Origin of the sequence: Rhizobium mayense (assembly GCF_030272705.1) — a bacterium.
Classification (GTDB): Bacteria; Pseudomonadota; Alphaproteobacteria; order Rhizobiales; family Rhizobiaceae; genus Rhizobium; species Rhizobium mayense.
Window position 1 is genome coordinate 112,838 of the sequence record NZ_JARFYM010000010.1, and the last position, 12,802, is coordinate 125,639.

The 12,802-nt window shown below is 60.7% G+C and carries 8 protein-coding genes; 6 read left to right on the forward strand and 2 right to left on the reverse strand.

Going from position 1 to position 12,802, the window contains the following annotated elements; all coding sequences use genetic code 11:
• Nucleotides 1–64: 64 nt before the first annotated feature.
• Both PY649_RS14580 and PY649_RS14585 read right to left on the reverse strand, forming a co-directional pair.
• Nucleotides 65–2,047 (reverse strand): polysaccharide biosynthesis protein, encoded by a 1,983-nt coding sequence (locus PY649_RS14580; RefSeq protein WP_285869191.1) that lies wholly within the window; start codon nucleotides 2,045–2,047, stop codon nucleotides 65–67.
• A gap of 215 nt (nucleotides 2,048–2,262) precedes the next feature.
• Nucleotides 2,263–3,939 (reverse strand): GumC family protein, encoded by a 1,677-nt coding sequence (locus PY649_RS14585; protein WP_285869192.1) that lies wholly within the window; start codon nucleotides 3,937–3,939, stop codon nucleotides 2,263–2,265.
• A 209-nt stretch (nucleotides 3,940–4,148) separates the two neighbouring features.
• On the opposite strand from PY649_RS14585, the gene PY649_RS14590 reads away from it, so the two are divergent.
• The 6 genes from PY649_RS14590 (at nucleotide 4,149) to PY649_RS14615 (ending at nucleotide 12,532) form a co-directional block, all read left to right on the forward strand.
• Nucleotides 4,149–5,225 carry a glycoside hydrolase family 5 protein gene (locus tag PY649_RS14590; RefSeq protein ID WP_432761359.1) on the forward strand — a complete coding sequence of 359 codons (1,077 nt, stop codon included), beginning with the start codon at nucleotides 4,149–4,151 and terminating at the stop codon, nucleotides 5,223–5,225.
• A 94-nt stretch (nucleotides 5,226–5,319) separates the two neighbouring features.
• Nucleotides 5,320–6,564: a hypothetical protein gene (locus PY649_RS14595; RefSeq protein ID WP_285869193.1), complete on the forward strand. Its 1,245-nt coding sequence runs from the start codon at nucleotides 5,320–5,322 to the stop codon at nucleotides 6,562–6,564.
• A 38-nt stretch (nucleotides 6,565–6,602) separates the two neighbouring features.
• Nucleotides 6,603–7,625 carry an acyltransferase family protein gene (locus tag PY649_RS14600; protein WP_285869194.1) on the forward strand — a complete coding sequence of 341 codons (1,023 nt, stop codon included), beginning with the start codon at nucleotides 6,603–6,605 and terminating at the stop codon, nucleotides 7,623–7,625.
• Nucleotides 7,626–7,815: 190 nt separating this feature from the next.
• Nucleotides 7,816–8,700 (forward strand): formyltetrahydrofolate deformylase, encoded by an 885-nt coding sequence (gene purU, locus PY649_RS14605; RefSeq protein ID WP_285869195.1) that lies wholly within the window; start codon nucleotides 7,816–7,818, stop codon nucleotides 8,698–8,700.
• Nucleotides 8,701–8,872: 172 nt separating this feature from the next.
• Nucleotides 8,873–9,430 (forward strand): hypothetical protein, encoded by a 558-nt coding sequence (locus PY649_RS14610; RefSeq protein ID WP_285869196.1) that lies wholly within the window; start codon nucleotides 8,873–8,875, stop codon nucleotides 9,428–9,430.
• A 174-nt stretch (nucleotides 9,431–9,604) separates the two neighbouring features.
• On the forward strand, nucleotides 9,605–12,532 hold the full coding sequence (locus PY649_RS14615; RefSeq protein ID WP_285869197.1) for an aminotransferase: 2,928 nt from the start codon (nucleotides 9,605–9,607) through the stop codon (nucleotides 12,530–12,532).
• The last annotated feature ends 270 nt before the right edge of the window (nucleotides 12,533–12,802 follow it).

Below are 12,802 nucleotides of genomic sequence, written 5' to 3' on the forward strand. Positions count from 1 at the left end.
GTCCGTGTCCTTGTTTTTGCGCAATTCCGGACGGAAAACCGCCGCGCACCTTTCCTGAAATTGCTCACAGCCCCGCGACGCTGCCGAAGTCCGGCGTATCGACGGTGAGATCCGCCTCGCGCTCACGGAAAACGAGGTCCACCACCTCCCCACTGGGCGCGTAGCCGGATACCAGTTTCTGCAACAGAGTTCTTGCCTGCGGAATGTCGTTTTCATCGAGCGCCGCTTCGAGGGCTGCGAGCTTCTTTGACAGTTCCGCCCAGGGCAGGAAATCCTCTTTGGCCCGCATGATGCGCGGATGGCTCGTCGCCTGCGGATTGTCGCCGATCAACAGCTCTTCGTAGAGTTTTTCGCCCGGCCTCAGGCCGGTGATCTCCAGTTCGATGTCTCCCTCCGGCTCATCCTTGTCCCTCACGGTCAGGCCGGATAATTCCACCATGCGACGGGCGAGATCGGCGATACGCACCGGTTCACCCATGTCGAGCAGGAAGACATCGCCGCCGCCCGACATGGCGCCGGCCTGGATGACGAGCTGCGATGCCTCGGGGATCGTCATGAAATAGCGGGTGATGTCCGGATGGGTTAGCGTGATCGGCCCGCCGTCGCGGATCTGCTGGCGGAAGAGCGGCACGACGGAGCCCGATGAGCCGAGCACATTACCGAAACGCACCATGGCGAAATTCGTGCCGCCGGCACCGGGCTTGCGGTCTGCGTCCATAGCCTGCAGAACCATCTCCGCCAATCGCTTGCTGGCGCCCATGATATTGGTGGGACGCACGGCCTTGTCCGTGCTGATCAGCACGAAATCCTCGACGCCGCAATCGCGCGCCACCTCGGCGGTGGTCAGCGTTCCCAGCACATTGTTGCGAATGCCCTCGACGGGATTGTATTCGACGAGCGGCACATGCTTGTAGGCGGCGGCGTGGTAGACGGTCTTCGGCCGCCATGTCTCCATGATCTGCCGGAGCCGCCGACGATCACGGATGGATGCCAGGAACGGAATAATGCGAATATCGCCCTCTCCCGCCGTCGCAGCAGATTTTTCCAGCTCACCGTGAATGGCATAGAGCCCGAATTCGTTCTGCTCCACCAGCAGCAGGCAGGACGGGCGGTTCTTCAGGATCTGGCGGCAGAGTTCGCTGCCGATCGAACCGCCGGCACCGGTGACCATCACCACCTTGCCACGGATGTTCTTGTCGATGAGCCCGCGATCCGGCGCAATCACATTGCGGCCGAGCAGGTCTTCGATATCGAGTTCGCGGAGATCGGAGACAGCGACGCGCCCCTGCGCGAGCGCCGTCAAATCCGGCATGGTGCGCACGGTGACGCGAGCCTTGCGCATGTCCTCAAGGATCTCGTTGCGGCGCTGCCGCGTCGCGTTCGGCAGGGCAAGCAGCACGCCTCTGATCTCGCTCGAGACGCTCAAGGCAGGCAGATCGGCGGGATCGTAGATCGGCAGGCCGCCCATGATGCTACCATGCAAATGCCTGTCGTCGTCGAGGTAACCGACCACATTGAGTTCGGCACTATTGGCGAGCGCGCCAGCGAGCTGCCGGCCCGAGGCGCCGGCGCCATAGATCAGCACCTTGGCGAGCTTGTTGCGGTTCAACAACCGCTGATAGGCATTGCCAAGCCAGTAGCGCGTCCACATGCGCGACAGGCCGATGGCGATCAACAGCAGAAGCGGCTGCAGGATACCAACCGTACGCGGGACGCCGGGTACGCTGATCGCCGTAAAAATGGTCATGAAAGCGAGCGCATAGATCGCCACCGCCTTGACGACGGTCATGAAGGCCGACATGCCGGCGTAGCGGAAAATAGCACGGTAAAGGCCGAGGACGATGAAGATCGGGATGGCGACGAGGAGCGAAACGATCGCCGGGAGCCACTCCACGCCCTCCAGAATCACCCAGTCATCCAGGCGGAGACAATAGGCGAACCAGACGGTCAGCACGCACAGGCTGGAATCGACAATCAGCGCCAGCGCGCGTTTGGTCGAACGCGGCAGCGCCAGGAACGGGAGGACGAGCTTATCCGCGGGCACCATCGGTCAGTTTCCCCTGGCGCCAATCAATGGAACAGCATACCCCTTCTCTCGCATAAATTGTCCCACTACGTATTACACGACACAGCATGATTGTCTTTATGCATTCATTAGGAAAATGCAATCATTCTCTGCAGCCACTCGCTTTTAAAACAGCCGACGCGCAATTGCATCCCCGATCTTCAAAGAGCCGCCGACCACAGAAAGGGTGACGGAGATCACTTTCCGAGATAGCCGCGGACCACGGGATGCCGGAACAGACCGGCGAGGATGGCAAAGGCCGCGCCGAGGCCTATGCCGAACACGGCGCCGGCGATCAATCCGGCCACCATCATCACCTTCCGGCTCGGTCCGTCCGCGGTCAGCGGCGGTTCGGCCTCGGAGATGACACGGATATTGCTCTGAGACAAATCCTGTGCATCGCTCGTCTGGCCGGAACGCTTCAGCAGCGTCTCGTAAACCTCTCGGGCCGCGGCGGCCTTGCGCTGCAGTTCATTGAGACCGACCAGCTTGCCTGACGTATTGACCTGCGATGCCTTCTGCACCGCCAGTTCCTTGGCAATATCCTGCTCAGCCTTCTGGGCCTGCTCGTAATCGGCGCTGGCCGAGGTCGTCTGCCTCCGCAGCTCGCTGCGAATTTCGGCGGCGAGGCTGTCGAGCGAGGATTTGGCAGCGAGCAACCGCGGGTGACGGGCGCCAAGCTGACTTTGCAGGCTGCCGACGGCGGCGGCAAGTGTGGCATACTGCTGTCGTAGACTGCTGAGCGATGCGGACGTCACCGTTGTCGTCGAAGAGCCGTTGGAAACGACGTCCTCGAAGCTCAGCTTATCAGCGGCATCGGCGCGCGCCTTTGCCTCGATCGTCTTTTGCTGGGCGGTCAACAGCATGTCGTTCAGCGCGGTCAGGCGCTTGTCGGAAATCAGATTGCCTTCGACGGCGACCATATCGTTGTCAGCACGGTAGGTCTCGACCGCCTTTTCAGCGGAAAGCACCTGCTGGCGCAAATCCTCCAGCCTGCCATCAAGGGCGGTATTGCTGGCCTGATAGCTGTTGGCTGCCGCCTTGCTCTCTTCCTCCATGAAGGAGGTGACAAGCTGGTTGGCGATCTTGGCCGACTTTTGCGGATCGCGCGTCGTCACCTTCACCGTCACGACATAGGTGCTTGCCTCGCGGGCGATCTGCACAGCTTTTGCCAGCGTCCCGGTCGCGACGTATTTTGCCGCATCGCCGGTGGCGCCGCCGTTGAACTGCGGGTCCTGATCGAGCGCCAACGCATCGACGACCCGTCCAAGCACCTTGCCGGAAGAAAGGATCTGCGTCTGGCTATCGATCATCGTCAGGATCAGTTCCGGCGCCGTGGGAGCGGCCTGCGGACCATCAGAGCCTCCCACTTGGCGAGGATCGAAATAGAGGCTGGTTTCGGCGGTGAATTTCTGCGGCAGCAGCGGGATGATAGCGGCACCGAGCACTGCCCCGACTGCTGCGAGCACAAGAACCAACAATTTTTTCGCCCAGATCGACCGGACAGCGGAGCGCAAGTCGAGAAGCGGCGCATCGGTCGCGGCCGTCGGCGCGGGCGAAGCAGCTTGCGGCGCGGCAGCGACTGCGGGCTCGACGACTGAGGGGGCTGCGACAATGACCGGCTCCACGATCGGCTGCGGCGCGACTTCCGATTTGGGCTCGATGTCGCGGCGCACTTCGCCACGGGCGTGGACTTCCTGCTCCACCGAACTGGCCGGTTCCTCGGCCGCAACGGGCTTGACCTCATGGAAAAAGTCCCTCGGGCGCACCACCGGGCTGCGCAGACGCAAGCCCTCGCGCTGTCCTTCGGACGGCTCGGTGCTGCGCCAACCCGGAAGTTGGCTCGGTCGCTTGCTTCGTTCTAATGAGCTCATGTCAGACTTTCATGGGTCCGCCGGCAGGTCCCTGCCAGCAGATGCCCGGAGTTTAGAAATGTTTGGCTAACGGAACATTAAGGACGTTCCCAGGAAGTCCCATGGCAAACGGCGGCGAAGGCCCGCCAAGCTCGTCTCTTCATCAATATTCAACAGGCAAGTTCTTATGAAACGGGCTCACCGGCGATAGGGAAGAACAGGAGCGTGCAATGACCGGACTCTCTAAGAGATTGCTGCGCCGATCGCTCGCCGCAATGGTTCTGTTCGCCTCCGCCGCGCAAGCCGATGCCGGATTTGCCGCTGAGCTCTGCTATCGCGGGATCAATCTCTCCGGCGCGGAATATGGTGATCGCAGCGGCGTGCTCGGCATCAACTATACTTACCCGTCGGAAGGCACGGTGCGCTATTTCGCCAACAAGGGCATGAATGTCGTCCGCCTGCCCTTTCGCTGGGAGCGGCTGCAGCCGGTGCTGGGGCAATCCCTCGATGGCGAGGAGCTGCAACGGCTCAAGGATGCCGTCGACCTCATTCAAAAGCACGGCATGGCGGTGATCCTCGATCCACATAATTTCGGCTATTACGACAAGGGCCAGCTCACGCGGGCGCCCGCGACCGATCTCGCCTTCGGCGACTTCTGGGCGCGGCTCGCCGTCGAATTCGCCAATCAGAAGGGCGTGCTCTTCGGCCTGATGAACGAGCCGCATGATATCAAGGCCCCCGATTGGCTGGACGCAGCCAATACAGCCATCCGCAGCATTCGCACGGTCGGCGCCCGCAACCTCATCCTCGTGCCTGGCACGAATTGGACCGGCGCATCGAGCTGGTCTGCCGACAAACTCGGCGGCGGCGCGAACGGTACCGTCATGCTCGGGATCAAGGACCCACTCGATTTCTACGCATTCGAGTTTCACCAGTATCTTGATTCCGACAGTTCCGGCACGCATCCCGTCTGCGATGGGAGCGACCAGGCCAAACAAGGCCTGACCGATGTCACGGCATGGCTGCGCGAGAACGGCAAGCGCGGTTTTCTCGGCGAATTCGGGGTGGCGGGAAACGAGCCTTGCCTCGACGGACTGAAGCAGGTCTTCGGTGTCATGGCGGACAATAGCGACGTCTGGCTTGGCTGGACCTATTGGGCCGCCGGCGACTGGTGGCCGCCGCAGGAGCCATTGAACGTGCAGCCGCATGGCGGCAAGGACCGGCCGCAGATGAAGGTGATCACCGCCGCCGTCGGCAAAAAGACGACGCTCGCGCCAGCCTGCGCCAGCGTCAAGCCGGCGGGCTGATCGGCCGAAACGAAGAGGCGGATAGCGCTTTGTGGCGAATCACGGCGCTGATATGGTGGCGCCGGCCGATGGATGCGGCAGCCCTGGACAATTGATGAAAAGCCTCACGGACAAACAGCGCATCGATTACCCGATCCTGGCGATCACGCTGTTTTCCGTGCTCTACAACTGCATCCTTGCCTATATCAACCACAACATAACGCCACTTTCCGTCTCGCATGTCGTGCTCTGCGAAGGCATGATGATGCTTTCCAGCGTCGGCTATCTGTTGAAAAAAGGCATCTATGAGGAGGATCTGCCGATCTTCCTCTATCTGATATTCACGCTGGTCATCACGATCTACATCACCGTGCTGAACCGCGTGCCCTTCATCGACCAGTTCCGCAACGTGCTGATCATCGTTGCCTTCGCCGGCATCGGCAGTTGGGCGAGCGAGCGGACGGTGAAGCTGGCGTTCCGCATCGGCTGTTTCTTCGTGCTGTTGTTCCTGGTCTGCGAGATCGTCAGCACGCCCTTCTATGTCAGCCTGTTCCATCCCGGCCAATATTTCGAGAATACCCGCGGCATCAAGCAGGCAAGCTTCAACAATACCGGCCTGTTTGCCAATGCGCTCGGTTTCGAGGGACGCTTTTCCTTCGGCCTCATCAATCACCGCTCCTCGTCGATCTTCCTGGAGCAGGTATCGCTCGCCAATTTCTGCGGCGTCATCGTTATCTATCTGCTCTCGTTTTGGCCGAAGCTCGGCAGGATCGACAAGGCGCTGTTCGTCTCAACGGTGGCGCTGATCCTGCTCACCAACGATACGCGCACGATGCTGATCTTCTCCTGCATCAGCATTATCGGCTATTTCGCCTTCCCGAAGATCCCAAAGGCCTTCGATCTCATCCTGATGCCGCTGATTATCCTGATCGGCTTCTTCGTGCATTTCATGAAGCCGGAGGAAGTGGGCGACAATTTCACCGGCCGTGTCGGCGTCACGATCAAGAAGATGTTGGATCTCGATTTCCAGGCAATCCTCGGCCTGGATATTGCGCGCATCGGCGAATTCGCCGACAGCGGTTATGTCTATCTTATCTACGGGTCGACCATTTTCGGCCTGATCATGTTCTGGCTGTTCGTCTGCCTTTATCCCGCGGGCACAACGCCTGCACAAAGACGTTGCGCTCATTCACTCTCTCTTTTCATTTTTCTGAATATGATGATCGGCGGCACGGCGATTTTTTCCATCAAGATCGCCGGGCTGCTCTGGCTGCTGATCGGTTATATGCGCGTTTCTGAAAAGCCGCGCGCCGCCCGGACGCAGCCGGCAAATGTGGATGGCAGCAGAGTGCCTGGCTGACCTTGCCTTGCGTCGGCCGCGGCCGCATGAGGATCGTGATGCTTGTTCAGTTGCAGTATCTGCGCGCCATCGCCGCGCTGATGGTCGTCTATTTTCATTCAGTGCTGCAGGTGCCGAAAGTCAATTCCGACTTCGACTGGCAATTCCATCTCTTCGGCGAGACCGGCGTCGATATCTTCTTCGTGCTCAGCGGCTTCGTCATGTGGCTGACCACGACCGGGCGTGAAGTGCGCCCGCTCGATTTCTATCGCCGCCGCATCCAGCGCATCGTGCCGCTCTATTGGCTGGCGACACTGTTTTCTGCCGCCGTCGCCCTCGTCGCACCATCGATCCTCAAATCGACGGTGTTCGACATTCCGCACCTTGTCGCTTCCCTCCTGTTCCTGCCCTGGCGCAATCCCGCCGATCCCGACCTTATCGCTCCGGTCGTCGTGCCCGGCTGGACGCTGAACTACGAGATGTTTTTCTATTTCGTCTTCGGCCTGTTGCTGCTGGTGCGCGAAAAATGGCGTCTCTATGCGCTCTTCGGGACGATGACGGCTGTCATCCTTGCCTGCCGCCTGTTACCGGTGACGACGGCCACCACGGTCTATGGCGACCCGATCATCTATGAATTCCTTGCGGGCGTCGTTCTCGCCAAGCTCTACCTCGAAAAGGTGCTGCTGCCGCAGGCGGTGGCCTGGCCCGCCTTGGTGGTTGGATTCGCCTTCCTGCTGATCAATGAGACGCTCTGCGATTCCAGCATGCGCTCCTATATGTGGGGCATTCCGGCTGTCATCATTCTCTACTCGGCGGTCTCGATCGATTTTTCCAAGCTGCCGGTCATCGGCTGGCTCAGCTATCTCGGCGACGCCTCCTACGGCATCTACATCACCCACGCCTTTACGCTGGCGTTTCTGCGTGTCGTCTGCGGCGTGCTGAAGATCGATATCGTGACGCATGGCCCGGTCTTCGTCAGCGCCTGCATCATCGGCTCGGCAATCGGCGGCGCGATCGTCCATGAGCTGACGACACCGAGCCGCTGGGGCAAGTGGAAAAAGAAGCAGGCGGCCATCGCCTGAATCCTTTCTCATCGATCTCTAGCGGCTTTCCCCCAGAACGACGGGGATACGCGGCTGAAAGGCGCAATGGGAACGGAATTTTCCGCCACCTATCTTAAGCTCTGTCGCGAGGAATAGGCGGGGAGCTTTCCCCTGCCTTTCGATTGCTATAAGCGAGCGGCGCGACGCGCCGCCTTACGAGGGAAGAGACATGAAGAGCTATGTTCTACGGGTATCCTGCAAATCGACGCGCGGGATCGTTGCGGCGATAGCGAATTATCTGGCCGATCAAGGCTGCAATATCGTCGACTCCAGCCAGTTCGACGATCTCGATACCGGCAAGTTCTTCATGCGCGTCAGTTTCATCTCCGAGGAAGGTGTGGCTCAGGAGGCCCTGATTGAGGGCTTCAAGCCGGTCGCCACCAAATTCGAGATGGACGCCGAGATCTACGATGGCCACAAGCGTATGAAGGTGCTGTTGATGGTGTCGCGCTTCGGCCATTGCCTCAACGACCTGCTTTACCGCTGGAAGATCGGCGCCCTGCCGATCGACATCGTCGGCGTCGTCTCCAATCATTTCGATTACCAGAAGGTGGTCGTCAACCACGACATCCCCTTCCACCACATCAAGGTGACGAAGGACAACAAACCGCAAGCCGAGGCCCAATTGATGGATCTCGTCGAGCAGACCGGCACCGAGCTGATCGTGCTGGCCCGCTATATGCAGGTGCTGTCGGATGCGCTCTGCAAGAAGATGTCGGGCCGGATCATCAACATCCACCATTCCTTCCTGCCAAGCTTCAAGGGCGCCAACCCCTACAAGCAGGCCTATGAGCGCGGCGTCAAGCTGATCGGGGCGACCGCACACTACGTCACCGGCGATCTCGACGAGGGTCCGATCATCGAGCAGGACACGGCGCGCATCACACATGCGCAGTCGGCCGACGACTACGTCTCGATCGGCCGCGATGTCGAAAGCCAGGTGCTGGCCCGGGCCATCCATGCCCATATCCACTACCGCACCTTCCTCAACGGCAACCGCACCATCGTCTTCCCGGCAAGTCCCGGAAGCTATGCTTCGGAGCGGATGGGGTGAGATGCGGTCGGCGCAGCCGATGGAGCATCGAACGCCCTGAGACCCAGCGAAGCGCCGGGTAACCCGGCATTCGCAAACCGGGGCTCGGTCTGGACGCCCTCTTTCCTTTTCCAGACGAATTGCGATTTAATGCGGCCGCTATCGAATCGCTTGCGGGTTCCGGAGGACGCAGATGCCAGCATATCTGTATAGAGTTCTGCCGCTCTCGGCCTTGGCTATCCTCGCGGCCGCGCAGATCTCGACCGCGGCGATATCGGAGGAAGATCCAACTAAGATCGATCTCGCCAAGCTGATCGAATGCACCACCTACGACGTGCCAAGCTATAACGACTTTGCCATGTGGCTGACGGGGCCGGAAAGCGATGCGGCGATGAAGCTGTTCGGCATCACCGAACAGCCGTCGAACAGCCTTCTGCTGCGGGAATTCAAGCTGGCGAAGCCAATCACCGTTTTCGGGCGACAGACAGACAGGATCGCCTTCGCCTCCTCCGGTCCGCTGGCCCTGCTCAACGAAGTCGATCCGCATCCAATCGCCAAGCAGCTGGATGTCACGGCCGCGGTCGACAGGTTCGACAAATTCCTTGCGGAGAAGGAGATATTCTCCAAGAAGGAACAATTGGAGAATTCCGACACGGTGCTGCACACGCGCATCGCCCTCGACGTCTCGACCGATATCTACCATCCCGGAAAAACGCTGGCGGGTTGCAGCTATTCGATCGAGGTCGAGTGAGGTCCGCTCCAGCTTGAAATAGCTGCGGGTGACCTTCGCGCGCTCAAATGAATGCACAAGCGCTCTAGGCAGGCGCTATCGGGAGCCTATCTTCCTTCCTATCATTCATTTTCGGTGATTTTCTTTTGGGCGGAATGGTTTAGTGTCGACGCAGATAAACCATCCGGGGGTGCCATGACCGACGCCGCGCTCGTCAATCGCATGCAACTGCCGAGGCCGGATACGACGCCGGAAGCGGCGGCGGAGATCTTGCAGACGCATTACGGCCTGGTCGGAACGCTCACCGAACTGGGCAGCCAGCAGGACCGCAACTACCGCATCGACGCCGGCGACAACAGCTACGTTCTGAAGATCTGCCGGACGGAATACGACACGGTGGAGCTGGAGGCGCAGAACGCGGCCATCCGCCATCTGCATGCCAAACCGGACGCGCCGCGCGTCCCGAATATCGTGCCCTCTCTGAACGGCCGCGAGATCCTCGTCGTCACCATTCGTGAGCAGGATTATCTTGTCCGGCTGCTCAGCTATCTTCCCGGTCGATCGCTGACGCGGCGCAAGCACCTGCCCATCGCCTCGGTGTCGGCACTCGGCGCCCTCTCGGCCCGGCTCGCCCGCGATCTCGCGGATTTCGACCATCCCGGTTTGCATCGCAGTCTGCAATGGGACCTGCGCCGCGCCGGGCCTGTCGCCGTGCAGCTCCTGTCGGCGATCACGGACCATGAGGCGCGCGACCGCATCGCCAAGGCGATGGTCGCGGCCGTCAAGCGCATCCAGCCGCTTGCGAGCGGGCTTCGCGTGCAGCCTGTCCATCACGACGTCACCGACGACAATGTCGTCAGTCACCCGGATGTGCACGGGCAGCAGGTTCCCGATGGGGTGATCGATTTCGGAGACATCATCCAGGGCTGGCTGGTGGGCGACCTTGCCGTCACCTGTGCCTCCTTGCTCCACCACGCCGAAGGCGATCCCTTCTACATCATCCCAGCCATCAAGGCCTATCACGCGATCTACCCGCTTCAGGAAGCCGAGCTGAAAGCACTCTGGCCGCTGATCGTCGCCCGCGCCGTGATTCTCGCCGCCAGCGGCGAGCAGCAGCTCGCCATCGATCCGGACAACGATTATGTGCGCGGCAATCTCGAATTCGAGCGCAAGATTTTCGACGTCGCCACCGGCGCGCAGCCGGAAGTCATGGAAGCGGCGATCCTCCGGGCCGCGGGCATCGATGTTGCCCCGATCGCCACCGATCATTGGTCGGCGTTGCTGCCGGACATTACGCCGGACCGTATTGCCGCCGTCGATCTTTCGGCGACCAGCCCGCACTTTGCCGATGGCAACTGGCAAAAGCCGGATATGGACTGGCGGTTGCTTGCCAAGGCGGCCATCGCCTCCGGCACGGCTGCGACGCGATACGGCGAGTTTCGTCTGTCGCATGCCGATCTCCTCAGCATGGCGCCGCCGCAGAATTTCGCGCTGCATAGCGATGTCTGCCTGCCGGCCGGCACGGCAGTCGCTGCCCCCTTTGCCGGGCGCATCCAATGGCACGGCCAGCATCTCGTTCTTATGGGCGATGTAGTCAGCCTGCATCTCGACGGCGTCGAGTGCGCGTTGGAAGAAGGTGCTGCAATCGAGCAAGGCGCAGGTATCGGCACGATCGGCAGTGAGGGCTCAGCCATCGGAGGACTGCGTGTGCAGCTCTGCTGCGTCCAGGGATTGGTGCCGCCGCTCTTTGCCGCGCCACATCAGGCCGATGGCTGGTCGGCCGTCTGCCCTTCGCCAGCGATCCTCCTGAGCGAGGCCTGCGAAGCGCCACGGCTGGACAGTGCCGCGCTTCTAGCCCGGCGCGAGGCCCATTTCGCCAAGCCGCAGAAACATTATTACGACACGCCGCCGCAGATCGAGCGCGGATGGCACGAGTTCCTGTTCGACGTGCAAGGCCGCGCCTATCTTGACATGGTCAACAACGTCGCCACGGTCGGTCATGCGCATCCGCGACTGGCGGCGGCCATCGAGCAGCAATGGTCGCGGCTCAACACCAATTCCCGCTTCCATTATGCCGCCGTTGCCGAATTTTCTGAGAGACTAGCGGCGCTGGCACCGGAGGGTCTCGACAGCGTCTTCCTGGTCAACAGCGGTTCGGAAGCCAACGATCTCGCCATCCGGCTGGCCTGGGCACATACGGGCAAGAAAAACATGCTGTGCCTGCTGGAGGCCTATCACGGCTGGACGATGGCGAGCGACGCCGTCTCCACCTCCATAGCCGACAATCCGCAGGCGTTGACGACCCGGCCGGACTGGGTGCATCCGCTCGTTGCGCCCAACACCTATCGCGGTCCTTTCCGCGGTCCGGATTCGGCGGCGGATTACCTGGCCGGCGTCACCACCCTGCTGGAGACAATCGACGAGAAGGCCGAGGGTCTCGCCGGCTTCATTGCAGAACCAGTCTACGGCAACGCCGGCGGCATTGCCCTGCCGCACGGCTATCTCGCCGAGGTCTACGCCGCCATCCGGAAACGCGGCGGCCTCTGCATCGCCGACGAGGTGCAGGTGGGTTACGGCCGGCTTGGTCACCACTTCTGGGGTTTCGAGCAACAGGATGTCGTGCCCGACATCATCACCATCGCCAAAGGCATGGGCAACGGCCACCCGCTCGGCGCGGTCATCACCAGACGGGAGATCGCCGAATCACTGGAGAACGAGGGATATTTCTTCTCATCGTCCGGTGGCAGCCCGGTGAGCTCGGTCGTCGGCCTTACGGTGCTCGACATCATGAAGGACGAAAGCCTGCAGGAGAATGCGCGAATCATCGGCGATCATCTGAAAGTAGGACTGATCGGGCTGATGGAGCATTTTCCGCTGATCGGCGCCGTCCACGGCATGGGCCTCTACCTCGGCCTGGAATTCGTCCGCGATCACGAGACGCTGACGCCCGCCACGGAAGAGACGGCGGCCATCTGCGAACGGCTGCTCGAGCTCGGCATCATCATGCAGCCGACCGGCGATCACCGTAATGTGTTGAAGATAAAACCGCCGCTTTGTCTTTCGGCAGACAGCGCGGATTTCTTCGTCAAAGCGCTGGAAAAGGCGCTGGAAGACGGTTTCTAAGCCTATTTTCCAGGCCGTTCATCATTGAGGTGATTTCGTGATGAGCCGATTTTGATGCTCCTGGGGCATTGTCGAATCCACTGCCAGTTCCTATCTCTGTGTCGGTGATCGGCGATGCCGTTCCAGCCTGTGAGGTTGCGCGTTAGTTGATACAACCTTTCTCGCAATTAGCTGGATTCGGAATTTTATTTTCTCGATCGTCGATATTTTGACATCTTTCGGAATATGTTTCTGAGGATGGAATGGCTATTATCTACCAAGATTGTAGAC

Excerpts from the sequence above, each read along its gene's own strand:
- PY649_RS14580 (WP_285869191.1), bottom strand. The coding sequence starts at position 2,047 with ATGGTGCCCGCGGATAAGCTCGTCCTCCCGTTCCTGGCGCTGCCGCGT.
- PY649_RS14585 (WP_285869192.1), bottom strand. The coding sequence starts at position 3,939 with ATGAGCTCATTAGAACGAAGCAAGCGACCGAGCCAACTTCCGGGTTGG.
- PY649_RS14590 (WP_432761359.1), top strand. The coding sequence starts at position 4,149 with ATGACCGGACTCTCTAAGAGATTGCTGCGCCGATCGCTCGCCGCAATG.
- PY649_RS14595 (WP_285869193.1), top strand. The coding sequence starts at position 5,320 with ATGAAAAGCCTCACGGACAAACAGCGCATCGATTACCCGATCCTGGCG.
- PY649_RS14600 (WP_285869194.1), top strand. The coding sequence starts at position 6,603 with ATGCTTGTTCAGTTGCAGTATCTGCGCGCCATCGCCGCGCTGATGGTC.
- purU (WP_285869195.1), top strand. The coding sequence starts at position 7,816 with ATGAAGAGCTATGTTCTACGGGTATCCTGCAAATCGACGCGCGGGATC.
- PY649_RS14610 (WP_285869196.1), top strand. The coding sequence starts at position 8,873 with ATGCCAGCATATCTGTATAGAGTTCTGCCGCTCTCGGCCTTGGCTATC.
- PY649_RS14615 (WP_285869197.1), top strand. The coding sequence starts at position 9,605 with ATGACCGACGCCGCGCTCGTCAATCGCATGCAACTGCCGAGGCCGGAT.